Raw genomic sequence first — 25,513 nt, forward strand, 5'->3', positions numbered from 1 at the left:
ACTTACATTTTTAATCGATTTTAATTCAAAATAGCTGATGGCGCAATATTAATTTTGTCATCTGACTTCTCTACATCGACTAAGAATAATCTAACAAGCCATGCTTCTTCCACATAATAATCGTCACCAAACTTTTCGAAAGGTTGCGAAATGGTATTGTAGCGTTTTTGGTTATAAACATAGAATGACTCAGTCATTGGGAATCTGAAATTTCGAGTGTCACTTTCTATATACAGTCCATTTTTCCCCTCGCTTACTTCATAACCAAGACCATTTAATACGGGAACAGCTTTATAAAAGATACTACCGTCTTTAAAAATAACTTGCGTATCTTTATCCTCAGTATCTTTCAAATATACATCACGCGCATCTTCAAACAACAAAGGAGCAATTTTAGTGTCATCATTGTCATTCATTTCAAAAAACGACGTTTTTAAATCAAGTGTTTTTGACAACAATTTGTCGAGTCGTTTTGGTGAGATTTGTTCACCTTTTTGAGCAATTAAACTATTTTTCCAAGCTTTTGATTGTTCGTTCGTCATGTACTTATTTACAATCTGAGTGACTTCATTTGCTTTATCAGAACCAATTTCTTTCCCTGATATAAAGGCCGCAACCGCAATTGGTAACCAATTGTTATTACTTACGAAGTCATATTGTTGTCCGATTTGAGACATGACTATTTTCTTTTCAATGGAACCCACATTAAATTCGGGTGCAAATAAAATGCGGCCAGCTGAATTTTTCTTGGAACTTTGCATAATCGCTACATGATTAAAGCCATCCAAAGAAAAGTCTTCTAAATCTGTTTTTAAATCCTTCGATATTGCCTTGTCACTATATAACGTAACTTGCTCATTTTCAAAGACAGTTTTTAACTTGTGTTTTTGCCAATATAGATCTGTCACTGCTCCATAACCACTAAACATTGAATAATCTACTAGATCAAGTGTTTTTTGACCTACTAATTGTAGACCAGTGAACCATTGACCACCCGATTTCGTTTCATCAGAAATGTGAACTTGTGTATGAACTGGGTTCCCATTTTGTAAAGTTAAAAAAATATTACGTAAAATTTCACCTGAAGTAAGCCCTTTTTTAGATACTGGAATCTCATAAGAGACAGATTGTTTCTCTTCATCTCCCGCTTTTAGCTGAGTAAGTTGGTCATTTAAGCGTTCGCAACTTTTGACATCATCTAAGAGACACGCCTTTTTCTTACTCTTGGTTGGCCAAATAAGCTTCACATTATCTTGAGGTAGGTCAGTAAAGTGATGACTCACTATCAACTTTCCTTTACGATAATTCACTTCTATTTCTTGGTCATAGTTAAATGCCTTATCCTCTTCAGCCAATTGGTCCGAAAAGACATGGTACTGAAAAGTTAACATTATGCCGTTTAAAAATAATAAAATTGAAAATAAGCTTGCAGCAAATTTCATGTGCTAATCCTCCTGCATCATGATACTATGTGTTAGGAAAGGATGTGTACGAACAATGATTCAACAATTTATTGAACTCGGCAAAGGTTTTGGTGACGTTTTTGAACTATGCGAACTTGTCGAAACAAATCAGCATCGCTATCGTAATGCCTTCATACTTGTATCTGAACATAACGGCAAAAGTGTAGCTTCTCTTGCAGTAGCTTTTAATCCAGTTGGTGAAAGTAAATTTACACCACTTTATATTTGTAGAGAAGGTATTTCGCATTCACAAACCAAGCCTTCTAAAAGAGTTCAACTATTCGAAAAGAAAATAACTGAAATCGGTAGACAAGCAATTACCTTAAACGTAAAACACTCATCCGAATTTGCAGAAAGTACTCTCTATTACCAATATCTTATTGGTATTATGCGTCTCAATCATTATATCCCATCCATGTACTAACTGATACGTTTCATCAATTTCCATTCAGTTTGACAACAATATACTGGATATTCTTTTTATCGACAAATATAACCAATGTTTTATAAATCAGTTTTATAATCGTATTCTTTTGCCTTATCAGGTTTCGCATTTTCGAACTCAGTTGATACAAAAGGACGATATGAGGGCACTACATTTTTAACATACGGAAGTCGTATCATTTTGGCCATCGTCACTTCAATTTCATCTTGATCACAATAAAGTACAACATATTTTAATTTTCTTGAAATATAATGTACATGTCCATATCTTCGCAAGGATTTTGCTTGTTTTAAATGATGGACATACACAATCAGGCCTTGTCGGTCTTTCATATGGATTCCCTCTTTTCTTACAAACAAGAATACCATAGCTTGGAATTCAACCGCAACCAAGTTTAGCTGACAGAGATATGGTTTATCCGTTATAATAAAATTAGAAGTCTGCATTTAGAGGAGGACTATTATGGGAAAGAAAACGAAAGTTGCAATCGCAATTGCAGCGGCAAGCGCAGCAGCATGGGCAGGTACAAAAGCTCTTTCAAAACCTCAAAAACGAAGCGATAAAGATGCATTACAATATGAACACCCTATTGTACTGGCACATCGTGGCGGCTCACATTTAGCACCAGAACATACGATGGCTGCATTCCACAAAGCAGCAGAACTTGGTGTTCACGGCTTCGAAATCGATATTCGTTTAACTAAAGATGAAGAAATCGTTGTTGTCCATGATGAGTATGTTGATCGTACTTGTGACGGAACAGGTCGCGTAGCAGATTTAACTTTAGAAGAATTACATTTATTAAACTTTGGCTATAATTTTGTTGATTTGGATGGTTACTTACCATATCGAGAGGAAAAACAATCAATAGTTACTTTACGTTCATTGTTAGAAGATTTCCCTCAAATGCTCGTAAATATTGATATGAAAGATGCGCCAGATACATATGAGGGAGGACTAATGCCTTCTAAACTTTGGCGTTTAATCGAAGAATTAGGAGTCGAAAATCGTGTTGTTGTGACAAGCTTCTTCGACGAACAAATCGATCGATTCAATCTTTACGCTCAAAATAAGGTCGCTTTAGGTGCTGGTCAAGGTGAAGTGAAAAAGGCTTATACTTCATTTACTAGTCAATTCGGTCATCTATACCATCCAAAAGTTGACGTATTCCAAATTCCATCAAAATTTGGTGTATTCGCTTTAGATAATGCTAACTTTATACGTTTCCTAGAGAATTTAAATATTCCAGTACATTATTGGACAATTAATGACGTATCAACTATGGAACAATTACTCGCAGTCGGTGCTAAAGGTATTGTCACTGATCGCCCTGATATAGCAATTGAACTATTAAATGGATAACAGAGTTATAAAAAAACAAAAGAGACTTATACAAAACTCGTATAAGTCTCTTTTATTATGCTGAACAAGAACAGCTACCGCCAGTTCCACAACCCGAACCACATGAAGAGCTAGCGTTTAAGAATGGGTTACTAACCGGTACTTTTACAGCCTCCGATACCGTTTTGCCAATTAATAAGCTAATTTCATCAAGTAAATCTTGATAATCATTTTCGGCAACTTTTAAGGCTGCTATTTTATCGTTTAAATCGAGTTTCCGTTTTTGTAAACGAATCGATTTCATAATTGTTTGGTAATCTGGATGATACTTCCCAAAACGTTGAACATCCTCGTATTGCTCTTTCATTCGTTGGAATGAAGCAATTTCTTCTACAAGTTCAACATCGGAATAAACACTGTTGTAGGCATGCTGCAACGTTGCTATTTCTTTGGAGGATCGTATCATATTACTCAGAACATCTACTTCATCAAGGATTTGTGCCCACTCTGAAGTCATCATCATATTTCATTCCCCCATTCCATTCTTATCATAACAGATTTATTGTTTTTTTGTTAAGTTAGCGATTGGAAAAAATAAGTTAGTAATTAAAACCTCTTAGTTTTTCACTCATCCCCACTTATTAGAAATCGCAATTATTTTATCAATAAGCATGACTTATTGATAAATGCGGAAAAGCATACATACACTATAAAAAAGCTAAATCTACAAATTCTTTCTTAAACTATTTTTTGCTATTGCTGTACAAGCTAAAATATCCACTTACGATGAATATGAAAAAATGAGGTGGTCATTTTTATCGAAAGAGCTCTTCTTTTTATAATTTTATTAAGACTACTTTCAGGAAGTATTGAGTTGACAGCAGCTTTTTTCATGTTGAAGTACAATGATTTAGAAAAAGCTTTCTATATCAATACCCTCCTGGCATTAGTCGGTCCTACTGTTTTAATTGTTACGACTGGAATCGGGTTAGCAGGCTTAGCTGAAAAGGTATCAATGCTTAAAATGGTTTGTCTATTCTCAGGAATTTTACTTATCCTTTTCAGTTTGAATTCCAAGTAAGTTCAAACTTAATTTATTTTTTATATCACAAATAAAAGGAACGATTCAGCTAAGATAAGGTCTGAACTCGGTATTGTACGAGGGCTCAGGCCTTTTAGTTTTGCCTTAATTCGTTTGTGAATATAGTAATCGATATATTTTTCTAATTCATCTTAAAATGTTCTACACTCTCAAATCCATTTAAGTAGAGGCGTTTCCTTTTAGGGTGTTATTGCATTAATTTTTTTCTTTGATGTGATTTTAATCAAAATAAAAGCACCTCAAATTTTAGACTGTAATCTAAAGTTCGGGGTGCAGTTCAAACTGATTGCTCCTTTTTACTTTGTGGTGCTATTTTTTTGGCCAATTTCCTCAATTTTGATGAACTTAAATACTAAAAACAAGATGATAAGACCTACAACACCCGCTGAAATATAACTTACATTTAGATAATTCTCCATAACGAGAGACATCACAGGTGGTCCTGCTGCAACACCGATAAATCTAGCTGAGCTGTAAAAAGAAGTGACAGTACCTCTCTCCTCTTTTCGAATATTTTCGGTAATAATAGCATCTAACACGGGTAATAATGCACCGATTGCTATACCTACTACACTGGTCACTACTAACAATAGAACCAACTTTTCTGCTGTATAACCAACAAAAACAACACTGATAGAAAGAACAATTAAACAGATAATCATCATCTTCTTAATGAGCCTCATATCCCCTTTTATCTTCCTTCCAGTAATAAAAGAAGCGATACAGAGCATCAGTAAGGGTATGGCTAACACAAATCCTTTTTTTACGCTTTTTATATCATGCGTTTTTTCAAGATTTTCAGATAAAAAAAATAACGCACCAAACAACACAAGCATTACAAATGCACCGTTTAGAAATACGGTTAATAACCACTTTCCTTCCTGCCTAAATGTAGTTTTAACATTTGTCAAAAATTCTTTTAGTTTTACTGGTTCATCTTTATCTTTTGGTACTTTTACAAAGAAGAAAATTAGGACGATAGAGATTAAGCTAAAAGCAGATATAGAGAAGAATGGTAAAAACCATAAGAAAGCTGCGAACAATGAACCTAGAATCGGACTTAACACTTTTCCAAATGTATTTGACGTTTCAATGATTCCTAAACAAGAGCTTGTTTTTTCATCATCATCTTTATATAAGTCACCTACTAACGGTAATACTATCGGCATAGCACCCGATGCCCCTGCGCCTTGTAAAATCCTCCCGATGATAATACCCATATACGGATTTTCCATTTTCCAAGATGCAATACCAGCGATTAATCCACCGATTAACGCCAATATTAAACTTGGTAAAATGACCTTTTTCCTCCCAAAACGATCCGATAAATAGCCTGCAACTGGAATGAGAATAATTGCCGCTACTGAATAACTCGTGATGATCATACTTGATTGAAATGAGGAAATGCCTACATTTTTTTCTAAGATCGGTAACACTGGGATAAGCATAGAATTTCCAAGTGTCATAACTAATGGGATTGAGGCCAAACTGATTATACACCAGAGGCTAACTTTGTCTTCACGATTATCCACATTTCCCATCCATACACCTCTATTAACTGTTAGGTTTTTCAATTATTAAAGGTATGGTTTCCTTGCTTATTTTTTTTATGCGTAAAAATAAACAATATGTACATAAAAGATTAGAGTAGTGAACATTTGGACAAATTAAAAAATGGAATGATATGCTTGAATACCAAAGTAAATGCCAAATCCAATCATCGATAAAGATGAAATAACTGAAATAATTTTCAAAAAAGAGGGGGATAACATTTTTCGTGAACCGCCTGATATAGTCGCCATTATAAAATCAACTAGAGAAATGCCCAGTAATATGAATATACTATATAGAATTATTTCTACACCTGTTAATGTTCCCGCTCCTCCTACAAGCACTGATCCATATATACCTAACCAAAAAAGGATAGTTAATGGATTAAGCAATGCCATTAAAAAACCGGACAATAGTGAATGTCTTAATCGAACCACTTTTCCAAATTTTGAATCCATCTCAATAGAATGTATTGTAAGTAGATTCTCAATCCCTGTATACATAAGAACGAAAAAGCCGAATGACCAAAGTAAAGTTTTAATAAAAGGTATTTCTATAAAGTGCCCGACTCCAAAGTACACCATAATCATATATAAAATGTCGGTGACTACCGCACCAAGTCCGAAAAACCAAGCATGAAAAAATCCATTTTTAATACCTGTATTTAATAAAGTTGCTTTAACAGGACCAATTGGTGTAGCTAAAGATACCCCTAAAAAGAAGTAGGGAACTATGGAATTCATGAAATACCCCTCCGATATTATAGTGTCTTAGCATCATATTCAGCGTGCATTACTTGTACGACTGCTAAAAAAGAAAATTCTAAAGAATAATTAAAACTACTTACAATTATTATTAAAAGCTTTCCCTTCTTGCTAGTAATGAATTGATAAACATCAACACTTAAAAGACAAAAAAACGAAGGATGTAAATTTTCATCCTTCGTTTTGATGCTAGTTATTTTAATATTCATAGTAATCTCTCTGCTCCGGTTCCTATTAAACCGTGTTAAATCTAGTAAAATACATATATGATTGAAGGCGAATAAATCTAATTTCTACGGGTATTCCAATAGTAGTTACGAGTAATTTAACAATCCACTATGTGACAACCGCTAATCAAAATACATTATATAAATTTATTCACAAGGTAATAGCACTATAGTACTCGAAGCTTCAATTGAACAAGAAGATTACAAACAAATTGCATTTGCAACTGGCTCATTTTTCGTCATTGAGCTTCTTTTTTAATTGTTTTATATATTCTTTAGCAATTTCATAATCTGAGAATGGAACGACTTCATTACCAATTATTTGAGTCGTTTCATGCCCTTTACCCGCGATTAGAACAGTATCACCCGGATGGGCCTCAGCTATTGCACTTTCAATTGCTTGTTTGCGGTTAATTTTAATCGCATAAGGTGTCAGATCAATGCCCTGAGCAATTTGTGCAATTATCATATCTGCTTGTTCTCTACGAGGATTATCACTTGTTAACCATATTTTGTGAGCATAACTATCAGCTACTTTCCCCATTTCCCGACGTTTTCCATGGTCACGGTCTCCTCCACAGCCAAAAACAACTATTAATCTCTTTTTCGAAATTAATTTAAGAGACTGTAAAACAGCTCCAAGAGCACTAGGTGTATGTGCATAGTCAATGACGATTCGAACACCTAGGTCGTTTTCTACTTCTTGTTGTCTTCCTGAAGGCAATGTGAGGTAAGGAATACTTGGGGCAATGATTTGGAGCGGATATCCAAGTTGTTGCACAGTTGCTACTGCTGCTAACACATTTTGTTGATGGTGTTCCCCTACAAATGGCATTATTAGTTCAACTGGATTTTCCAAATACTGCACAAGTAAAACAGTTGATGTACCTTCTATCTCTTTATGAATGACGCTAATGTCAGCTGTTCGATGTCGACCAAAAGTAAAGGATCTTACATGATGCTGTTTCATATTTAAACAAAATGGATCGTCGGCATTAACTACGATTTTATTTGCTAAAGTGGCTAATTTTCTCTTGGCTAATTCATACTTTTCTTTACTGCCATGTTCATCATAATGGTCTCTACTCATATTTAAATATACGCCATAGTCAATTGCACAGTGATCTAATCGATGCTGCGACAACCCCAAAGAAGATGCTTCTATAATAATATACTTCACGCCCAATTCAACGCATTGCGCAAAAATCGGATACAAATATGTTGGAGGCGGTGTAGTCATAGAAGAAGTATTCTGCTCCTGACGCTCACCATTAATCCATAAACCCAAAGTGCCAAGCACAGCTACTTTAGCTCCAAGTTTTTGGAGTATCTGCCCAATAAAATGTGTTACAGTTGTCTTGCCATTTGTACCAGTTACCCCAACCACCGTCAATAATTCAATTTTATCACCTACAATAGCCTTACATGCATAGGATAAAAATGTTGAACAGTCAGGTACCCAAACGTGGGGTACTTCTGAGTGTTTTATTGGCTGGTCTTGATCATACACAATAGCTACTGCTCCATTTGCCACCGCTGCAGAGACAAAAAGCCACCCATTATGTTGTTTCCCTTTCCTTGCAACGAAAACATTACCTGGCTTTATTTGATCTGCAACATCAGTTATTCCACTTATTTCTGTACGTATCGAGCCGCCCTGCACTTCACAAGGCCAATCCTTAATTAGCTCTGCTAAGATCAACTGTTTTCCTCCTGCACCTTTTTAACATCATCGAATACATTATTACAATCCGCTATTCACTTGTATCGTATGAAGAGAGTGCACAAAATGACACGAAGAAAGATGGGAGTATTCACTATGATTATTCAAAAGTTTGGTGGAATCGCAATGCAATCCGAAGCTTCGCGTAAACATTGCATCCTTCATATTCGTAAGGCAATTCATAAATTTGAAAAGGCAGTCATTGTTGTTTCAGCTATGGGCCGTGGTGGTGATTATTATGCCACTGACACTTTGCTAACATTAACAAACGCTTTTAAGAGCGATTCTAAGGCGAAAGACCTCGTTGCTGCTTGTGGAGAAATGATTGCTGCAGCCATCATTTCAGCTGAATTAGAACAAAGCGGTATTGACAATACTTTGTTGTATGGGCAAAATATTGGCATTGAAACATCCGATAACTTCGGTGACGCTGAAATCCATGCTGTTCACACAGCAGCAATAGAGAAAGCATTAAATGAGACTTCTTGCGTCATTGTCCCTGGTTTTCAAGGCTCCACAGTAGAAGGAGATATTACTACGTTAGGACGTGGCGGTAGTGATTTAACCGCGGCGCTACTTGGAGCTGCCTTGAATGCAAAATTTATAGAATACTATAAAGACGTTCCTGGCGTTATGACCTACAACCCTAAAATTAACGCTAACGCAGAATTAATATCGAAATTGACTTATCCCGAATTTCACGAATTACTAAATGATAGCCACCCTATTGTGCAAAAAAAAGCAGCGGAGACGGCAGAAAAACACCATCTCACACTGCATATTCGAAATACTTTTTCTATGGACCGAGGAACACTAATCGTTCCTGCTATTCATCATGGTTCATCTGACATATTATCTATACTTTGAATAAATACTTGTGAAAAGTGTTTACCAAAAGCACCTGAGCCGAGCTGATTATAATCTTCATTTAATAATGTGTCTCGATGGTTCTCTGAATTGAGCAATCCATTAATCGCTTCAGGAGCGTCTAAGTAGTCCTCAGCTATATTTTCTGCAGCAATATCAAAATTAACAACTGCATTTTTCAATCGCTCTTTTAATGTATTTTGTTGAATACCCTCTTTTGACATTTTGCCAAGCGCTAAACTTGCAGAATGGCTTTGAGCAATGCTATTTAAATCAATTGCTGCATTTAAAGCTCGTAAACCTTTTTGAGTACGATAAACGTTCGTCAAATCGAAAAGTTGTCGCTGATTCGCTAAATCTACTTCAGCTTGTAAATAAGATGAAGGTACATTTGGTGTGATCATATCGCCGACATAAGTCATATCATAAGGCTGCTGCTTCACAAGTGTTTCTCCATTTATAAATCGAACTGCCTGTAATGTTCGATCTGTCGCATCGAAATACATTTGTGCATATAAACCTTCATACATCGTTAAAATACGTGTTTTCATATCTTCTTCATTTAAAACAAAGGTATAAATATTTTCGTCAATTTGCACATTGACTTCCGTATCAATAATAGTTGATCGATAAATATCATCTAATGACTGACCGATCTTGAAAGGCATAGCATTACCCTTTACACCGGAAATATACACTTGTGTTGCTTTGCGCCCCTCTACGCCAACCATTAAATAATCATCATACCCCTTATCGTACACCCACCATTCATAGCCATAAGCAGAAGGTTCTACTCGACTTGGCTTGCCTAGTAATTTTTCCAATGCATTAGTAGATTTTCCAACTAAAGTTGATAAACCCTCTTTCGGTCTAGGTATTGCCTTCCCATTCACATTTGGAACATCTTGTTTTGGTATTACTTTTCCTTGTGAATTTGGAGCCGTTAGTAGTTCATTTTCCTTTACCGACTGATTTGTATAGAAGAAAACAACTAATATAGCTGCTAATATAAGTAATATTCGAAATAACGCTTTCACATGCCCTCTCCTCAATTTGCTTAGTTATTTTATTATACCAATTGCCATGATGTATTCACAATGTTGTCATTGCAACTAGTGCATTTTTGCTCTATTATAAAGTGGAACGTATATATGGTACGATGAGTCAAAGGAGGACGAAATTTATGTATTTCGAAAATACAGGACTTGAAAACACTTTAGCTGACATCACACTTCTTGATGATCTTATGCGCGAACATGGTTTAATCCGTGCAACAGGCTGGGATTACGAACGAGTAACTTGGGATAGACGCTTTGATGTGCGTGAAGGTACATTCTACCTACGTGTATTCGGTTTTACAAAAGACGGTGATATCGGGGCTAATGATGCAATCATTACTTTATTAAAACCAGCTCTTGGTAAACACTACTTCCCACATGGTGTTGAATATGGTGAAGGTGAAGCATTCCCTGCTCATCTAGTAAAATCTTGCCAAGAAATTTTAAAATCTCTTGAAAAACAAATTAAATCATTTGAAATTCATGCTTAATTATTTAATTGAAGTGCTGGTAACTTACAGCACTTTTTTTATTGGATAAAAAATAGAAAATCATCCATACTATGAGCGTAAATTTAAAAGATAGGTGATTTGATTGGCCAAATCCAATTTTTTTAGCATATTGAAAAAAGTATTATTGAGCATTATAGTTCTATTACTATTATACATTTTAATTCCAGCATCTATACCAATTTTACTATCTTTTATGACTGCTCTTTTGCTTGAGCCACTTATACAACTTCTACAACGAAAATGGATTAAATCTAGAAGATTTACAGTTATCATTGTATTTTCCCTCTTTTTAATCGTAATATCAAGTATCTTGTACTTCGCCATTACTAATACTATCACTCAAGTCTCTCATTTATCAAAAATAGCTCCTGAACTTTTCGACCAATTGACTGCATCTTGGTTAAATCTTCAAAATCGTTTAGCAAAGGTTACTCACGATCTACCTATAGAAGTAATTACCGAAATTCAGCTTGGTATTGATAGAGTCCTCGAAAGGCTTCAATCCTCATTTATCGAGTTTTTCAACTACGATCGCTTAAAAATGATCGTATCAAAGTTACCGTTTTTTTTACTCAATTTACTTGTTTATATGTTTGCTCTCTTTTTATTTATGTCAGAAATACCAAAACTCAAAAAACAGTTTAATGCATATATCTCTCAAAATAAAGCAGATAAGTGGAAAGTACTTTTTCAAAAACTCCATATTGTATTATTCGGTTATATCAAAGCCGAATTAATCGTTAGTTTATCTGTTTTAGTTATTACTTTTTGCGCTTTACTATTCATCGTTCCTAAATACGCCATTATCATGTCTTTAATCATTTGGTTCGTTGATTTATTACCTATTTTAGGCGCAATTGTTATATTAGCTCCTTGGGCCATTTACGCTATGCTTACGGGTCAAATGGCAATGGGTATTAAACTGACACTATTAGCAATTGTAATAATAATTGCACGCCAAATATTAGAAACAAAAGTAATGAGTGCTCAAATTGGATTACCTCCACTTGCTACATTAATCAGTATGTACATCGGGTTACAATTATTTGGATTTTTAGGTTTCTTTATAGGCCCATTAATTGTCATGATATTTATTACAGCTAAGGAAGCAGGTTTACTAAGTAAATTTATCAAATAAAAAAGCTGTTCCCAAAAATAATAAGGGAACGGCTTTTTAGGTTTAATTATTTAAAATAGCTTTAATAACAGAAGTTGTTTCTCCACCTTCATATAATACATAAAGTAATAAATATACTGCTACACCTGTAATGGCCGTAAAGAACCAAATCACACTTGTAATTGGTCCAATTTTACGATGACGTACAAGGTTATTTTTGAAACCTGATAATAATGTTACGATACCGAAAACGGCACCTGTAGTTGCCAAGCAGATATGGAATACTAGGAATACCGTGTAATAGATTTTCAAATTATCTGGTCCACCAAATGCTGTATTACCAATAAATACTGTACGTGATGCGTAAATGATAAAGAAAATTAAAGCTGAAATTGCAGCAGCAATCATTGTTTTCTTATGCGCTTCAATTTTTCTTTGCTTAATTAGTGCCCAACCAATTGCTACTAAGATAGCACTTAATGCAATAAAAGTTGTACTAATTGTAGGTAATATAGGTACATTCATGCGTTTTTCTCCTAACAATCTTTTTTATGATTATTGATACTGATTAGCATTTAGTTGCTGTCTTTCTAATAAGGCTTTTTGCGTAATTTCTTCAGCATTATCTTGTTCATTACGATACCATCTAACAAACACTTTACCTAATACAGAAGCAAAGATAATTTCTTGAATTATCTTCATAATGATTCCGCCTAGCTGTTGATCGTACATAGCATCCATATTGGTAAATAATTCAGGTCCCGATAAGGATAGTCCAGCTAATGTTGATGCAGGTACACATAATTGCATTGCTTTCATCCACAATTCACCATCTGTATACGTAGCATAGAACGGTGATGATGCAAAAATAATTAATGCACAAGCGGGCGTGATAAGAACTGCATTCCCGATAATATAGCCCACTTTGTGTAAATCCTTCATACGAGGTTGTCCTTCTACTGAATTAATGAGTGGCCAGTACATAAATACTGCTGATAAAAATAGAAGAAATGTATACATTCCATGTAACGTTTCACTTAGTTTTATATAATCCAAAATCATTGGAATATGATAAAAAGAGAATAAAGCAACGAAGAATGCTAAAGCAAACATCGGTCTAGTCATAAAATGAAATACAGGCTTGATGTACGGTAATTCAATGACAAACTTCCATAACCAATTCGGAATACCTTGAATCAAGAAAATTGGTATTAATAGTAGTAGTAAAGCCATTTGCACCATATGCATTGTAAACATAATATGTGCCATTAAATCGACTGGCGAACCCATAACAATATATAGCAAAATCATACTGATTACGAAATTGATCGCCTCACGTTTCTTCAAAGGTTCACTATCTTTGAAGTCCGTTCTCCATTTAACAGTAATAAGAAAATATAGTACAGTTAAAAACAAAATGACGCCTATTAAATAAGGGCTCCACATTGCTTGAAATCCAAATATACTTAGAGGCATAGTAATTCGCTCCTTTAGTTTCAATACCTTCATTATAAATCTCAACCCCACGAACTTCAATGAACGAATCATGACATTTTTTACTTTAATGCTGAAAGCGCTCATTTTAAGGAACGTAACCTCGAGAGTCTAGCGCCTGAGCTGGATATACCTAAATGCTTTGCATGTTCGTTCAGCGGCGACAAGCACTGGAATTTTCGAATCAAAGTCATCTTTTCAGACTTTGACCGAGAAAATGGAAGTGACCTCGAGCCGCTAACGCGCAAAGCTGGATATCTTTCTCATGGAACGTCGATTGTTGCACTAACTCCCATGATTGTTGCACTAACTTTGCCGATTGTTGCACTAACTTCCATGATTGTTGCACTAACCTTGCCGATTGTTGCACTAACTTCCATGATTGTTATTTAGCAGACTATTAATGTCCTTATTTTCGCAAATCTCAAGATCGAAAGTGCTTCTAAGCCTTCTATCAGCTACTAAATAAATTAGATAGAAAAGCAAAAAACCGAGCCTATAATAGACTCGGTTTTTTTGCTCTGGTTCTTACCACCAAATGATTGTTACAAAAGCAAGAATCATTGTAAAAGCGATGAATGCAGCAGAGTACATGAAAAATTGTGCCATTCCATGACCTTTTTCGCTCCAGTGCATAAAGTAATACAATTGTAGCGCTACTTGAACAGCCGCAAATAATAAAATAAGCGGTGCAACTAAGTAAGCAGACATTCCTGCTTGAACTGCAGCAAATGCGATGAATGTTAAGAAAATCATAATCGCAAATACTGTTACTTGATTACGCATACCTTGGTTTGCGCGTTTACGAGCATATTCATACTCGTGTTGACTTCTTGTACGTGCTTCAACGTCATGTGACATTAGCCCAACACTCCCATCAAGTAAACTACAGTGAAGATGAATACCCAAACTACGTCGATAAAGTGCCAGTATAATGACGCTAAGTAGTACTTAGGTGCATTATAAAGATTTAAGCCACGTTTAGAGTTACGTAGCATTAAAAGAATGAACCAACCTAAACCGATGATTACGTGCAATCCGTGAGTCCCTACTAGAGTATAGAAAGATGAACCGAATGCACTTTGAGTAAATGTAAAGCCTAAGTGTACATAGTGATAGAACTCATAAATTTCAAGACCAAGGAATCCAAGTCCTAATAGAACAGTAACGATTAACCAAGCTTGCATTGCTTTGAAATTATAGTTTTTCATATGGTACATAGCATAAACACTTGTTAATGATGAAGTTAAAAGTAACATCGTCATAATGAAAGCAAGTGGTAACTCAAAAAGACTTTGAGTTGAGAATTCCATTCCAGCTGGCCCTTTATTTTTTAGCGCTAAGAATGTAGCAAATAAAGTGGCGAATAAAACTGTTTCACCGCCAAGGAAAATCCAAAAACCTAATGTTTTGTTTTTCCCTTCAAGTGTAGAATTCTCTGGATGTGCAGGCCAAGATTGTGGGGTAAATCTTTTCTTTAAATCCATTAGTGTTTACCCCCCTTTTCATTCAATAGTTCTTCTTTATGAATATGATAACCTAAATCATCTTTAAGAGAACGAACAATCATTGAAGCAAATGTAATCGCTAGACCAGCAATTAATACTGGAAGTGACCATGTTTTATCAGCATCTTGGTGATAAAGTGCACCAAATGCTGCAACGAATAAACCAAATGAAATCATGAATGGAATGAATGAGTTGTTTGGCATATGGATATCTGAAATTGGCTCAGCATATGTCATACCTTCTTTGTTACCTTCCATTTTTTCAATCCAAAAAGTATCTAAACCACGAACAAGTGGCGTTTGTTTAAAGTTATAGTATGGTACTGGTTGTGGAATAGCCCACTCTAGAGTACGTCCATCTTTCCATGGATCGCGTCCTGCTGGTTCATTTTTAATAGCAGTGATAATTACGTTTAATACTAGTAAAATAACACCGATTGCCATTAAGAAAGCACCAACTGTACTAATCATGTTGAATGAATCCCAACCTTGTCCGCTCATAAACGTGAATACACGTCGTGGCATACCCATTAAACCTAAGAAATGTTGAATAAAGAATGTACAGTGGAAACCAATGAAGAAGAATACAAATGTAATCTTACCAAGAGTTTCATTTAACATTTGGTTGAACATTAAAGGCCAGTAATAATGTGCTGAAGCGAATAGTGCTAATACGATACCACCAACGATAACGTAGTGGAAGTGAGCTACGATAAAGTAAGAATCATGTAGTTGGTAGTCAAGAGGTGCAGATGCTTGCATAACCCCTGTTACCCCACCAGCTACGAAAGATGGGATGAAACCTAATGCATAAAGCATTGGTGTTGTAACTTTAATGTTACCGCCCCAAATTGTTAATAACCAGTTAAATACTTTCATACCTGTTGGTACAGCAATCGCCATTGTCGCTACTGCGAAGATTGCGTTTGCAGTTGGCCCAAGACCTACAGTAAACATATGGTGAGCCCATACCATGAAGCCTAAGAAACCGATTAAGATAGTCGCGAATACCATTGAAGAGTAACCGAATAAACGTTTACGTGCAAATGTCGCAAAAATCTCAGAGAATAAACCGAATGCAGGAAGTACTAAGATATATACTTCAGGGTGTCCAAAAATCCAGAATAAATGCTCCCAGATAACTGTATTACCACCATTAATATGATCGAAGAAGTTCGCATCGAACATACGGTCAAAAATCATAAAGAATAATCCCACAGTAAGTGGAGGGAATGCGAATAAAATTAAAGCAGACGCTACAAATGTAGTCCATGTGAATAATGGCATACGCATATATGTCATACCAGGTGCACGCATGTTAATAATCGTTACAAGGAAGTTAATCCCCGCGATTAATGTACCCGCACCAGAAATTTGTAAACCTAAAGCATAAAAGTCAATACCATGACCTGGTGATGCTAGAGATAATGATGCATATGAAGTCCAACCTGCATCAGGAGCTCCCCCTAAGAACCATGAAAGGTTTAAGAAAAGACCACCAAATAAGAATAACCAAAAACCTAAAGAGTTTAGGAATGGAAACGCAACGTCACGTGCACCAATTTGTAATGGTACAGCAGCGTTCATGAATGCAAATAACAATGGCATCGCAGCTAAGAATATCATTGTTGTACCATGCATTGTAATAATTTCATTAAAAAGTCCCGCACTCACAAAATCATTATCTGGTTTTGCAAGTTGGATACGAATAAGCATTGCTTCAATACCACCGACTACGAAGAAGAACGTACCGGCAATAAGGTAAAGAATGGCGATTTTTTTATGGTCTACTGTTGTTAAGTAGTCCCATATAGTTGCGCCAAAGCCCTTTTTCTTTGCAGTTGAGCTCACAACTTTAACCTCCTTCAATATGAATTAAATCAAATTATTTTTCTACAGATAGACCCATTAAGTATGCAGCTAAGGCATCCAGCTCTTCATCTGTGAATTCTTTACCTTTATTCAAAGCTTTTTCTTGTGGCATTAGGTTTCCTGGTTTAAGCTCTTGTGAGTTTTTAATCCAGTCTTTAATACCCTTTTCTGAGTGTTCAAGGAAACCTGCAACACGGTTACGATCTCCAAATGCAGCTAAGTTAGGAGCTGTTTGGCCTCCTGTACCTTCACCAGAAACTGCGTGACAAGAAATACAACTATTAGCGAACACTTGTTCACCTAAATCAGCTGATTTAGCATCAGCTTTTTTACCTTTAGTAGCTTGCATGTTGTCAACCCATTTGTCGAAGTTATCTTGGCTAATTGTTTTAACTTTGAAATCCATTAAAGCATGTGATGGACCACAAAGTTCAGCACATTTACCATAGAATACTCCGTCTTTCAATCCGTCCGATTCTTTATCGAATGTTAAAAAGAATTTGTTGACGTTATCAACGTTCGTATCCATTTTACCACCAATAGCAGGAATCCAGAATGAGTGTTTTACGTCAGCAGCTTTTAAATTGAAGTAAACTTTCTGACCTGTTGGTACTACTAATTCTTGAGAAGTTACAATACCTTGATTTGGGTATTCGAACTCCCACCAATATAATTTAGCTGTTACGTTTACAGTAACTGCTTTTGCATTACCTTCAGCGTCTTTCGCTTCCATAGCTTTAGTGTCAGCAAATTTGTAAGTTAAACTTACAGTTGGAACAGCCAAGATTAATAATAATACGATAGGTATTGCTGTCCAAATAATTTCTAGTGTATGGCTACCTTCAACTTGTTTAGGAATTGTATTCTCTCCAACTTTTTTACGTCGGAACTTAACAATAGCAAGTACGTAGATGATAACCACTACGATAATAACTAACGTCATAATTGCAGTTGATAATAGCAGTAGATTGTATTGATCTTTACCAACTTGACCCGCTGGAGTTAAAGTTGATAAATACTCTTCGCCACAACCTGAAAGGAAAATCGTTAGTGCTGCTAACAATCCGAATAGACGCCATTTTTTAAGCCCTTTCATCATAGCTTAATTAAACCCCTCTTTCTTTGTTGTATTTACATGTGTAACTAGGACCGTGGTTCATTCTATATGAATTCTTTTAAAGAAAGAATCCCAAAGTTAGGCAAAGACAGAGAAAATAATCATTGAGACAAATAATATAGTCATATAATTTAATGAATAAATAAACATCTTATTCGCCCATTTTAGATCATCTGTCGCTTTAAAACCTGTTAAAGCAAGTGTGAACCAACCAAGGTTCAATACTGTTGCGAGAATAATAAATCCTATTCCGAGCTTCATAAGCAGGAATGGTAGTGGGAATAACAGTAATACCCATACTAACATTGAACGTTTCGTTCTTGCAAAGCCTTTTACAACTGGAAGCATTGGAATATTTGCTGCTCGGTATTCTTCAGTACGCTTCATAGCAAGTGCATAAAAATGCGGTGGTTGCCACGCAAACATAATTAAAAATAGTGCCAATGCACCAGATCCAAGTCCTGGCTCAACAGCAGCCCAGCCGATTAGCGGTGGAATAGCTCCGGAGATACTTCCTACAACGGTATTACTTACATGCCTTCTCTTTGACCACATGGAGTACAAGACTACGTAACTTAGTATGCCTGCAAGTCCCCACACACCGGCAGCAAAAGATGCCATAAATAACAAAAATTCACCTACAATTAAAAGTGAGAGAGCGATTGTCAATACAAGACTCGGCTTAAATCTACCAGTAACCGTCGGTCTTGACTTTGTCCGTTTCATTATCGGATCAATATCTTGATCAATATAATTATTCATCGCACCAGATCCTGCAATAATGAACGCAGCACCTACTAAAGTAAAGAACATGACATCCAATTCTTGTAGAAAATGTTTATTGGTGAATTGAAAAGCCAACCAAAGTCCTGTAAAAGTTGTTACTAAATTGGAATTGACAATACCAATTTTGATAAGTGCTAAAAAATCTTTTACTAGAGAACTTGCTTCAGGTTCCGAATTTCCATTAGCAGACAGTGTACGACCATTTGACATATTACCCCTCCTTTCGATTGATAAGCATATTCCGTTAACCCTACTATAACGAAAAATAGCGTTGATTTCTAGACAGAAAGTGAAATTTCGTGTCGAAGGGTAATTGGAACCGGTTTCTCTAACACAACATATCTATAGTAAATCATTTTCTCGTTTTAATTGTGAAGGTTCTTGTACGATATTATGAACAATTTGTGAAATCATTTTCTCTTTAGAATGACAATACTTTTTACAAGTTGTTTTTTGATCCTATTTTCGCTATCATCAGAAAGGCAGGTACCACCTTTAAAAGGTGATTACTATATATAAAGTAGGTGGCAATTATGCAATATAGTAAATACATGAAATGGTTTGCTGTTGCTGCAACAATTGGAATGTTGCTCATTTTACTGGGCGGAGCACTCGTCACAAAAACTGATAGTGGTATGGGCTGTGGTAGAAACTGGCCTGATTGTAACGGTTCTCTAATACCAAAAGAGATTACTACAGAAGTATTAATCGAATTTTCCCATCGTGTCGTTACTGGAGCCGTGTCATTTCTTATTTTGATTTTGACAGTGTGGGCTTGGAAAGCATTAGGACATATTCGTGAAGTAAAATTCTTATCTTTCATGGCATTATTCTTCTTGGTTGCACAAGCTTTAATCGGTGCTGCTCAAGTTTTATGGGGACAAGGCGATTTTATTTTAGCTCTTCATTTTGGTATATCACTTATTTCATTTGCAGCAGTACTCTTACTCACATTAATTATTTTCGAAGTCGATCAGAAATTTGATGCGGACAAGGTTATTATCGGTAATACGCTAAAAAGACATACAATCGGCGTTACGATATATTCTTATCTTGTAGTATATACCGGTGCCTTAGTACGTCATACAAAAGCAAGTTTAATTTGTCCAGATTGGCCATTATGTAATAACAAAGAAATTGGATTACCTTCTAATTTCTATGAGTGGGTTCAAATGGGGCATCGTTTTGCAGCAGGATTAATCTTTGTTTGGATTCTAATCATTGCAATTCATGCTATTAAACATTATAAAGAACAACGTGTCCTCTATTGGGGTTGGATTATTGCACTAATAATAGTTTCACTTCAAGTTTTAGCGGGTATGGCTGTAGTTCTTTCTCGTTTAAATATCACATTAGCATTACTACATTCATTATTAATCACACTATTGTTTGGTTTATTGTGTTATATGATTCTATTATTATCTAGAAGTCGACAAAATCAAAAAAGTAAATAAATTTTATAACTGAAGCAAAATAAAAACACGCTTTTGCATATGCAAAAGCGTGTTTTTATCTGCCAATTATTCTATTTCGATTAGTAAGTCACCTGTTGATATTGCATCTCCAGCTGCTACATGAATTTCTTTAATAACGCCATCCTTAGGTGCTTGAACAGTCGTTTCCATCTTCATAGCTTCTGTAATCAGCAAGTGCTCTCCACGTTTTACAGGGCTTCCTTTAGAAATGGCTACTTTTAATACTGTACCAGGCATTGTTGCCCCAATTTGATTTGGATTTGTAGGGTCAGCTTTCGGTTTACGATCTCCATCTAACTCAACTGTCATATCTTGAATAATAATTTCACGAGGCTGTCCGTTTAATTCGAAGTAAAGTACTCGTGTACCATCATATTGTGCTTCACCAATAGATACTAGCTTAATGATTAGTGTTTTACCTTTTTCTATCTCGACTTCAATTTCTTCGCCCAGTCTTAAACCATATAAGAATGTTGGTGTATCTAATACCGATACATCTCCAAACATGTCTACTGTCTTCATATACTCTTCAAAGACTTTTGGATATAGAGCTGTCGCAAGTACTTCATGGCTTGTAATTGGACGACTATATTTTTTAAATAAATCATCTCGAAGTGCTTTCAAATCTACTGGATCTAATAATTCTCCGGGTCTTACAGTAATTGCTTCACGTTCTTTTAAAATAACTTTTTGTAACTCCCCTGGGAATCCACCGTATGGTTGCCCTAGATAACCTTGGAAGAATTCAATTACTGAATCGGGGAAGTCGATTGTTTTACCACGTACAATGACTGATTTTTCATCTAAATCATTTTGTACCATGAATAAAGCCATATCCCCTACTACTTTTGAGGAAGGTGTTACTTTTACAACATCTCCAAATAACAAATTAACGCGGGAATACATACTTTTCACTTCATCCCAACGATCACCAAGACCTACACCCTTAGCTTGTTGTTGCAAGTTACTATATTGACCACCTGGCATTTCATGAACGTAAATTTCAGAATGCGGACTAATCATGCCACTTTCAAAATCGCTGTAATATTTCCGTATATCTTCCCAGTAGTAAGATAATTTTTCTAGTCCTTCAATGTCTGCTCTTACTTGTCGTTTGCTTCCTTTCATCGCATAGTAAAGCGAATTAGCACTTGGTTGCGATGTAAGTCCTGCCATTGAACCTAGCGCTGTATCAATAATATCAACACCTGCTTCAATTGCTTTAGCATATAAATAAATACCATTGCCACTTGTATCATGCGTATGCAAATGGATTGGTAAATCTGTAGTAGCCTTTAATTCTGAAATTAGGCGATATGCAGCTTCTGGCTTTAATAAGCCGGCCATATCTTTAATAGCTAAAATATGTGCCCCAGCAGCCTCTAATTCCTTTGCCATGTCTTTATAGTATTGAACTGTATATTTTGCTCTAGAGTCATCTAGAATGTCTCCTGTGTAGCAAATAGCAGCTTCTGCAATCTTTCCTGAATGTCTTGTTGCATCAATAGCTACTTCCATACCTTTAATCCAGTTCAAACTATCAAAAATACGGAAGACATCTATTCCCGCATCTGCAGATTTTGAGATAAACTCTCTAATAATATTATCTGAATAGTTTTTATAACCTACTGCGTTTGCGCCACGCAATAGCATTTGGAATAGTACATTTGGCATTTTTTCACGTAGTTTAATTAGCCGTTCCCATGGGTCCTCTTTTAAGAAACGATATGCAACGTCAAAGGTTGCACCACCCCACATTTCTAGTGAGAAGAAATTATGCATAATTTGTGCTGTTTCATCTGCAATATCAAACAAATCACGTGAGCGTACACGAGTTGCCAATAACGATTGGTGTGCATCGCGCATTGTCGTATCCGTTAACAATACTTCATCTTGCTCTTTTATCCATTGCACGAGGCCTTCTGGTCCACGTTCATCTAAGATCTGTTTTGTACCAGCAGGAATAGATTGTACAATTTTAATATCTGGTTTATGGGGTTTTGAGAAAATTGGTTTTTGTTGATATTCAATACCAGGGAAACCATTAACCGTAACATTACCAATATAACTTAATAGTTTTGTACCACGATCTTTACGTGGAGAGAATAAAAATAGTTCTTGCGTTGTATCAATGAAACTTGTATCAAACTGACCATCTATAAAATTCGGATGACGAACAACATTTTCTAAAAACGGAATATTCGTTTTAATACCACGAATACGAAACTCTTGTAAATTTCGATCCATCTTAGCCGCAGCTTCTTTAAATGTCATACCCCAAGTTGAAACTTTCACCAGCAATGAATCATAATATGGTGATATGACCGCACCTTGGAAACCATTACCAGCATCTAAACGTACTCCAAAACCTCCACTTGAACGATAAACCATCAATTTACCAGTGTCTGGCATGAAATTATTCAACGGATCTTCAGTCGTTACACGAGATTGAATAGCATATCCGAAAAGTGGGATTTGTGATTGATCAGGAATGCCAACTTCATCACTATGTATAGATAAACCTTCTGCTATTTTAATTTGAGCGTGTACAATATCAATCCCTGTTACCATCTCTGTAATCGTGTGTTCAACTTGGATACGAGGATTTACTTCGATGAAATAAAATTGATTTCCCGCTACTAAAAATTCAACAGTCCCAGCATTTACGTAAGACACATTTTTCATTAATTTTATAGCAGCTCGGCAAATTTCTTCACGTAATTCATGTGTAATTGAGTTAGAGGGTGCAATTTCAACAACCTTCTGATGACGACGTTGAATCGAGCAATCGCGCTCATATAAATGAACAATATTGCCTTCTTTATCTCCTAAAATTTGCACTTCAATATGTTTTGGTTTTTCTACAAGTTTCTCTACATACACTTCGTCAGATCCAAATGCAGCTTTTGCTTCGGATTTAGCTCTGTCATATGCTTCAACGGCATCGTCAGCAGTTTGTACTACTCGCATACCACGCCCGCCGCCACCAAGTGCAGCTTTTATCATTAATGGGAATCCATGCTGTTTACCAAACGCTAGTACCTCATCAATAGATGCAACAGGACCATCTGTTCCAGGAATTACTGGAATATTAGCCGCTACAGCTTGTTCACGAGCTTTTACTTTGTCACCAAACATATCTAAATGATTAGAAGTTGGACCGATGAATGTGATGCCCTCTTCTTCACAACGTTTTGCGAATTCTAAGTTTTCAGATAAAAAACCGTATCCAGGGTGAATTGCATCCACTCCTGCATCTTTAGCAATTGCTAAAATACCTTCTATATCTAAATACGCATCTATTGGTTTCTTACCGTCACCAACAAGGTATGCTTCATCAGCTTTGTAGCGATGATACGAGCCACTATCCTCTCTTGAATAGATTGCGACTGTTGTAATATTTAGCTCTGTACATGCTCGGAACACACGAATCGCAATTTCACCACGGTTCGCCACTAGTATTTTATTAATTGCCATTTCCTTTACCCCCTCTAAACTTTATTCCTTTCCCTCTTCACAAACATGGAGACATTCATGAGAATCCCCATAGCTAAAGATAACAAAATTATCGAAGTTCCGCCATAACTAATAAAGGGTAGCGGTACACCAGTTAAAGGTATAATACCTGTTAATCCTCCTACATTAACGAAAGTCTGGAACCCTATCATACTAGCAATACCAGCTGCAATCATTCTCGCCATTGGATCCTTTGTACGTAAGGCGATAAGTAATGCACGAATCACTATAAAACCGAGACCACCCAACACAATTGCAACCCCGAATGTACCCAATTCTTCTGCAATAATGGCTAAAATAAAATCTGTTTGCGGCTCTGGTAAATAGCCCATTTTTTGTACAGATTGTCCTAAACCTAACCCTTTAACGCCACCAGCACCTATCGCTAAGTAACCATTAACCATTTGATAACCAAATTTTTGTTCATCCTCAAAAGGATTTAAGTAAGCTTGAATACGCCCCATACGTTTTTCAGTAAAAATACTATCCCTTATAAAGAAAATTCCAATAGCAGCAATTGTCATACACCCTATTAGAACGCCTAAAATTTTATTAAATGTTTTTAATTTGATTCCACTAGCAGCAATAACTGATACACCAATAAATAAAATGATTATTAACGTACCTAAATCCGGTTCGATAAAGACCAGAAATGACGCAGCAAATAATACCAGAATAGGCGGTATTATAGATTCATTAATATTATCTATCTTTCCCTTTTCATATTTCTTTGCAAAGACAGCTGAGAAATAAAGTATGATAATAATCTTCACAAATTCTGATGGCTGTAAATTAGCAAAGCCAAATTTCAACCAACTTTTCGCTCCTGAATTACCCGGACTAAAACCAAAAAAGTAAACGGCTAATAGTAAAGCGAACATCACGCTTAACATAAATACTATCATCTTATTTTCTTTATATATCTTGTAGGGAATGAAAGCCCCAACTACAAATGCTACTGAACCAAGACATAGATTCGTAATTTGCTTTTTATAAAAAAAATCTGCACTGTAATCTAATTTACTTGCTGACCACACCATACTAGCGCTATAAATCATTACCAGCCCAAAAAGGCAAAGTAATAAGTATGTAAAAAACAGTGGATAATCAAAATTTCTTGCGTATCTTTTTAAGTATGTTTTCATGTAAATACCTCTTTTTATCATCTTGTAGCAAAAAAACCCAAACAACAGCGTGTTTGAGTTTTTTACTTATTTCTCTGTAAATGCATCATGCAATACAGATAATTCTTTTTCCAGTGAATCAAGAATCTCTCTTCCCTTTTCACGTTCAAGCAAGCCTAACTTAACTGCAAATTCAATCTCGCGTGATAAGCCAAACATTTGTGTATCTAAAACTTCTTCATATAGTGGGCATTGTGGCATTGTCAAATGCTCCATCTGTACTCTAATAAGCTTAGCAATTTTATCTGCGTCAGCAATAAGGAGTTCCAATGCCTTCTCCTGATATGAACTTTGCGATTTTGTATCCATGAGGACGCCCCCATTACCTGATATTTCTTCTATTCTATCTTAATAAAGTTTATCTTTTGCGCAGTAAAATTGCAAGTATATAA

Annotated in this window: 24 protein-coding genes and 1 pseudogene; 7 read left to right on the top strand and 18 right to left on the bottom strand. The window is 35.8% G+C overall.

All coding sequences use genetic code 11. The features are described from left to right. Window positions 1-20: 20 nt before the first annotated feature. Window positions 21-1,442, bottom strand: a complete 1,422-nt coding sequence (locus ACZLO7_RS17975; protein WP_464937768.1) for a hypothetical protein — start codon at window positions 1,440-1,442, stop codon at window positions 21-23. A 55-nt stretch (window positions 1,443-1,497) separates the two neighbouring features. On the opposite strand from ACZLO7_RS17975, the gene ACZLO7_RS17980 reads away from it, so the two are divergent. Then, window positions 1,498-1,887, top strand: a complete 390-nt coding sequence (locus ACZLO7_RS17980) for a DUF7147 family protein (RefSeq protein ID WP_464937769.1) — start codon at window positions 1,498-1,500, stop codon at window positions 1,885-1,887. Between the two features lie 80 nt (window positions 1,888-1,967). Here the strand turns inward: ACZLO7_RS17980 and ACZLO7_RS17985 are convergent, their stop codons facing one another. Beyond that, window positions 1,968-2,240, bottom strand: coding sequence for a YlbG family protein (locus ACZLO7_RS17985; RefSeq protein ID WP_464937770.1), 273 nt, complete (start codon window positions 2,238-2,240; stop codon window positions 1,968-1,970). 130 nt (window positions 2,241-2,370) lie between these two features. On the opposite strand from ACZLO7_RS17985, the gene ACZLO7_RS17990 reads away from it, so the two are divergent. Next, on the top strand, window positions 2,371-3,270 hold the full coding sequence (locus tag ACZLO7_RS17990) for a glycerophosphodiester phosphodiesterase family protein (protein ID WP_464937771.1): 900 nt from the start codon (window positions 2,371-2,373) through the stop codon (window positions 3,268-3,270). A 55-nt stretch (window positions 3,271-3,325) separates the two neighbouring features. Here ACZLO7_RS17990 and ACZLO7_RS17995 read toward each other — a convergent pair whose 3' ends face one another. Further along, window positions 3,326-3,772: a YlbF/YmcA family competence regulator gene (locus ACZLO7_RS17995; protein WP_464937772.1), complete on the bottom strand. Its 447-nt coding sequence runs from the start codon at window positions 3,770-3,772 to the stop codon at window positions 3,326-3,328. A 282-nt stretch (window positions 3,773-4,054) separates the two neighbouring features. Here ACZLO7_RS17995 and ACZLO7_RS18000 point away from each other — a divergent pair, with 282 nt between their 5' ends. After that, window positions 4,055-4,330 carry a YqhV family protein gene (locus ACZLO7_RS18000; RefSeq protein WP_464937773.1) on the top strand — a complete coding sequence of 92 codons (276 nt, stop codon included), beginning with the start codon at window positions 4,055-4,057 and terminating at the stop codon, window positions 4,328-4,330. 49 nt (window positions 4,331-4,379) lie between these two features. Here ACZLO7_RS18000 and ACZLO7_RS18005 read toward each other — a convergent pair. From ACZLO7_RS18005 to ACZLO7_RS18020, 4 genes and pseudogenes are all read right to left on the bottom strand, one after another. Next, window positions 4,380-4,532: pseudogene (locus ACZLO7_RS18005) on the bottom strand (IS3 family transposase); the annotation flags it as partial. Window positions 4,533-4,647: 115 nt separating this feature from the next. Then, the gene (locus ACZLO7_RS18010) at window positions 4,648-5,892 is read right to left on the bottom strand and encodes an MFS transporter (protein WP_464937774.1); all 1,245 of its coding nucleotides are present in this window, start codon (window positions 5,890-5,892) and stop codon (window positions 4,648-4,650) included. Window positions 5,893-6,018: 126 nt separating this feature from the next. Next, window positions 6,019-6,645, bottom strand: a complete 627-nt coding sequence (locus ACZLO7_RS18015) for a LysE family transporter (protein WP_464937775.1) — start codon at window positions 6,643-6,645, stop codon at window positions 6,019-6,021. 477 nt (window positions 6,646-7,122) lie between these two features. Next, complete coding sequence (locus ACZLO7_RS18020; protein ID WP_464937776.1) at window positions 7,123-8,595, bottom strand: UDP-N-acetylmuramoyl-L-alanyl-D-glutamate--2,6-diaminopimelate ligase; 1,473 nt, start codon at window positions 8,593-8,595, stop codon at window positions 7,123-7,125. 117 nt (window positions 8,596-8,712) lie between these two features. On the opposite strand from ACZLO7_RS18020, the gene ACZLO7_RS18025 reads away from it, so the two are divergent. Beyond that, complete coding sequence (locus tag ACZLO7_RS18025; protein WP_464937777.1) at window positions 8,713-9,483, top strand: amino acid kinase family protein; 771 nt, start codon at window positions 8,713-8,715, stop codon at window positions 9,481-9,483. Here ACZLO7_RS18025 and ACZLO7_RS18030 read toward each other — a convergent pair. Continuing rightward, window positions 9,450-10,520, bottom strand: a complete 1,071-nt coding sequence (locus tag ACZLO7_RS18030; protein WP_464937778.1) for a CAP domain-containing protein — start codon at window positions 10,518-10,520, stop codon at window positions 9,450-9,452. The genes ACZLO7_RS18025 and ACZLO7_RS18030 overlap by 34 nt on opposite strands. Before the next feature lie 146 nt (window positions 10,521-10,666). Here ACZLO7_RS18030 and ACZLO7_RS18035 point away from each other — a divergent pair, with 146 nt between their 5' ends. After that, window positions 10,667-11,032 (top strand): YugN family protein, encoded by a 366-nt coding sequence (locus tag ACZLO7_RS18035; RefSeq protein ID WP_464937779.1) that lies wholly within the window; start codon window positions 10,667-10,669, stop codon window positions 11,030-11,032. A gap of 103 nt (window positions 11,033-11,135) precedes the next feature. Continuing rightward, on the top strand, window positions 11,136-12,191 hold the full coding sequence (gene ytvI, locus ACZLO7_RS18040; protein WP_464937780.1) for a sporulation integral membrane protein YtvI: 1,056 nt from the start codon (window positions 11,136-11,138) through the stop codon (window positions 12,189-12,191). 42 nt (window positions 12,192-12,233) lie between these two features. Here ytvI and ACZLO7_RS18045 read toward each other — a convergent pair whose 3' ends face one another. From ACZLO7_RS18045 to cyoE, 7 genes are all read right to left on the bottom strand, one after another. After that, window positions 12,234-12,695, bottom strand: coding sequence for a DUF420 domain-containing protein (locus ACZLO7_RS18045; RefSeq protein ID WP_464937781.1), 462 nt, complete (start codon window positions 12,693-12,695; stop codon window positions 12,234-12,236). Between the two features lie 30 nt (window positions 12,696-12,725). Beyond that, window positions 12,726-13,646 carry a cytochrome c oxidase assembly factor CtaG gene (gene ctaG, locus ACZLO7_RS18050; RefSeq protein WP_464937782.1) on the bottom strand — a complete coding sequence of 307 codons (921 nt, stop codon included), beginning with the start codon at window positions 13,644-13,646 and terminating at the stop codon, window positions 12,726-12,728. A 546-nt stretch (window positions 13,647-14,192) separates the two neighbouring features. Further along, window positions 14,193-14,525 carry a cytochrome C oxidase subunit IV family protein gene (locus tag ACZLO7_RS18055; protein WP_427749158.1) on the bottom strand — a complete coding sequence of 111 codons (333 nt, stop codon included), beginning with the start codon at window positions 14,523-14,525 and terminating at the stop codon, window positions 14,193-14,195. After that, window positions 14,525-15,151: a cytochrome (ubi)quinol oxidase subunit III gene (locus tag ACZLO7_RS18060; protein ID WP_464937783.1), complete on the bottom strand. Its 627-nt coding sequence runs from the start codon at window positions 15,149-15,151 to the stop codon at window positions 14,525-14,527. The genes ACZLO7_RS18055 and ACZLO7_RS18060 overlap by 1 nt, the downstream gene beginning before the upstream one ends. Then, a complete protein-coding gene (locus ACZLO7_RS18065) occupies window positions 15,151-17,022 on the bottom strand; it encodes a cytochrome c oxidase subunit I (protein ID WP_464937784.1) in 1,872 nt (623 codons plus the stop codon). The genes ACZLO7_RS18060 and ACZLO7_RS18065 overlap by 1 nt, the downstream gene beginning before the upstream one ends. Before the next feature lie 34 nt (window positions 17,023-17,056). Continuing rightward, on the bottom strand, window positions 17,057-18,142 hold the full coding sequence (gene coxB / locus ACZLO7_RS18070; protein WP_464937785.1) for a cytochrome c oxidase subunit II: 1,086 nt from the start codon (window positions 18,140-18,142) through the stop codon (window positions 17,057-17,059). A 96-nt stretch (window positions 18,143-18,238) separates the two neighbouring features. After that, window positions 18,239-19,156 carry a heme o synthase gene (gene cyoE / locus ACZLO7_RS18075; RefSeq protein ID WP_464937787.1) on the bottom strand — a complete coding sequence of 306 codons (918 nt, stop codon included), beginning with the start codon at window positions 19,154-19,156 and terminating at the stop codon, window positions 18,239-18,241. A 323-nt stretch (window positions 19,157-19,479) separates the two neighbouring features. Here cyoE and ACZLO7_RS18080 point away from each other — a divergent pair, with 323 nt between their 5' ends. Next, window positions 19,480-20,400 carry a COX15/CtaA family protein gene (locus ACZLO7_RS18080; RefSeq protein ID WP_464937788.1) on the top strand — a complete coding sequence of 307 codons (921 nt, stop codon included), beginning with the start codon at window positions 19,480-19,482 and terminating at the stop codon, window positions 20,398-20,400. Between the two features lie 66 nt (window positions 20,401-20,466). Here ACZLO7_RS18080 and pyc read toward each other — a convergent pair whose 3' ends face one another. The 3 genes from pyc to ACZLO7_RS18095 form a co-directional block, all read right to left on the bottom strand. Further along, complete coding sequence (gene pyc, locus ACZLO7_RS18085) at window positions 20,467-23,898, bottom strand: pyruvate carboxylase (RefSeq protein ID WP_464937789.1); 3,432 nt, start codon at window positions 23,896-23,898, stop codon at window positions 20,467-20,469. 14 nt (window positions 23,899-23,912) lie between these two features. Next, window positions 23,913-25,082 (bottom strand): FtsW/RodA/SpoVE family cell cycle protein, encoded by a 1,170-nt coding sequence (locus ACZLO7_RS18090; protein ID WP_464937790.1) that lies wholly within the window; start codon window positions 25,080-25,082, stop codon window positions 23,913-23,915. 66 nt (window positions 25,083-25,148) lie between these two features. Continuing rightward, window positions 25,149-25,430, bottom strand: coding sequence for an Fpa/YlaN family protein (locus tag ACZLO7_RS18095; protein WP_427749173.1), 282 nt, complete (start codon window positions 25,428-25,430; stop codon window positions 25,149-25,151). Window positions 25,431-25,513 lie beyond the last annotated feature (83 nt).

The sequence above is a fragment of the Viridibacillus sp. d25.2 genome (genome assembly GCF_055456015.2).

Bases quoted from the DNA above. Each gene is read 5' to 3' on its own strand.
- ACZLO7_RS17975 (WP_464937768.1), bottom strand. From the start codon at position 1,442: ATGAAATTTGCTGCAAGCTTATTTTCAATTTTATTATTTTTAAACGGC.
- ACZLO7_RS17980 (WP_464937769.1), top strand. From the start codon at position 1,498: ATGATTCAACAATTTATTGAACTCGGCAAAGGTTTTGGTGACGTTTTT.
- ACZLO7_RS17985 (WP_464937770.1), bottom strand. From the start codon at position 2,240: ATGAAAGACCGACAAGGCCTGATTGTGTATGTCCATCATTTAAAACAA.
- ACZLO7_RS17990 (WP_464937771.1), top strand. From the start codon at position 2,371: ATGGGAAAGAAAACGAAAGTTGCAATCGCAATTGCAGCGGCAAGCGCA.
- ACZLO7_RS17995 (WP_464937772.1), bottom strand. From the start codon at position 3,772: ATGATGATGACTTCAGAGTGGGCACAAATCCTTGATGAAGTAGATGTT.
- ACZLO7_RS18010 (WP_464937774.1), bottom strand. From the start codon at position 5,892: ATGGGAAATGTGGATAATCGTGAAGACAAAGTTAGCCTCTGGTGTATA.
- ACZLO7_RS18015 (WP_464937775.1), bottom strand. From the start codon at position 6,645: ATGAATTCCATAGTTCCCTACTTCTTTTTAGGGGTATCTTTAGCTACA.
- ACZLO7_RS18025 (WP_464937777.1), top strand. From the start codon at position 8,713: ATGATTATTCAAAAGTTTGGTGGAATCGCAATGCAATCCGAAGCTTCG.
- ACZLO7_RS18035 (WP_464937779.1), top strand. From the start codon at position 10,667: ATGTATTTCGAAAATACAGGACTTGAAAACACTTTAGCTGACATCACA.
- ACZLO7_RS18045 (WP_464937781.1), bottom strand. From the start codon at position 12,695: ATGAATGTACCTATATTACCTACAATTAGTACAACTTTTATTGCATTA.
- ctaG (WP_464937782.1), bottom strand. From the start codon at position 13,646: ATGCCTCTAAGTATATTTGGATTTCAAGCAATGTGGAGCCCTTATTTA.
- ACZLO7_RS18055 (WP_427749158.1), bottom strand. From the start codon at position 14,525: ATGTCACATGACGTTGAAGCACGTACAAGAAGTCAACACGAGTATGAA.
- ACZLO7_RS18060 (WP_464937783.1), bottom strand. From the start codon at position 15,151: ATGGATTTAAAGAAAAGATTTACCCCACAATCTTGGCCTGCACATCCA.
- coxB (WP_464937785.1), bottom strand. From the start codon at position 18,142: ATGATGAAAGGGCTTAAAAAATGGCGTCTATTCGGATTGTTAGCAGCA.
- cyoE (WP_464937787.1), bottom strand. From the start codon at position 19,156: ATGTCAAATGGTCGTACACTGTCTGCTAATGGAAATTCGGAACCTGAA.
- ACZLO7_RS18080 (WP_464937788.1), top strand. From the start codon at position 19,480: ATGCAATATAGTAAATACATGAAATGGTTTGCTGTTGCTGCAACAATT.
- pyc (WP_464937789.1), bottom strand. From the start codon at position 23,898: ATGGCAATTAATAAAATACTAGTGGCGAACCGTGGTGAAATTGCGATT.
- ACZLO7_RS18090 (WP_464937790.1), bottom strand. From the start codon at position 25,082: ATGAAAACATACTTAAAAAGATACGCAAGAAATTTTGATTATCCACTG.
- ACZLO7_RS18095 (WP_427749173.1), bottom strand. From the start codon at position 25,430: ATGGATACAAAATCGCAAAGTTCATATCAGGAGAAGGCATTGGAACTC.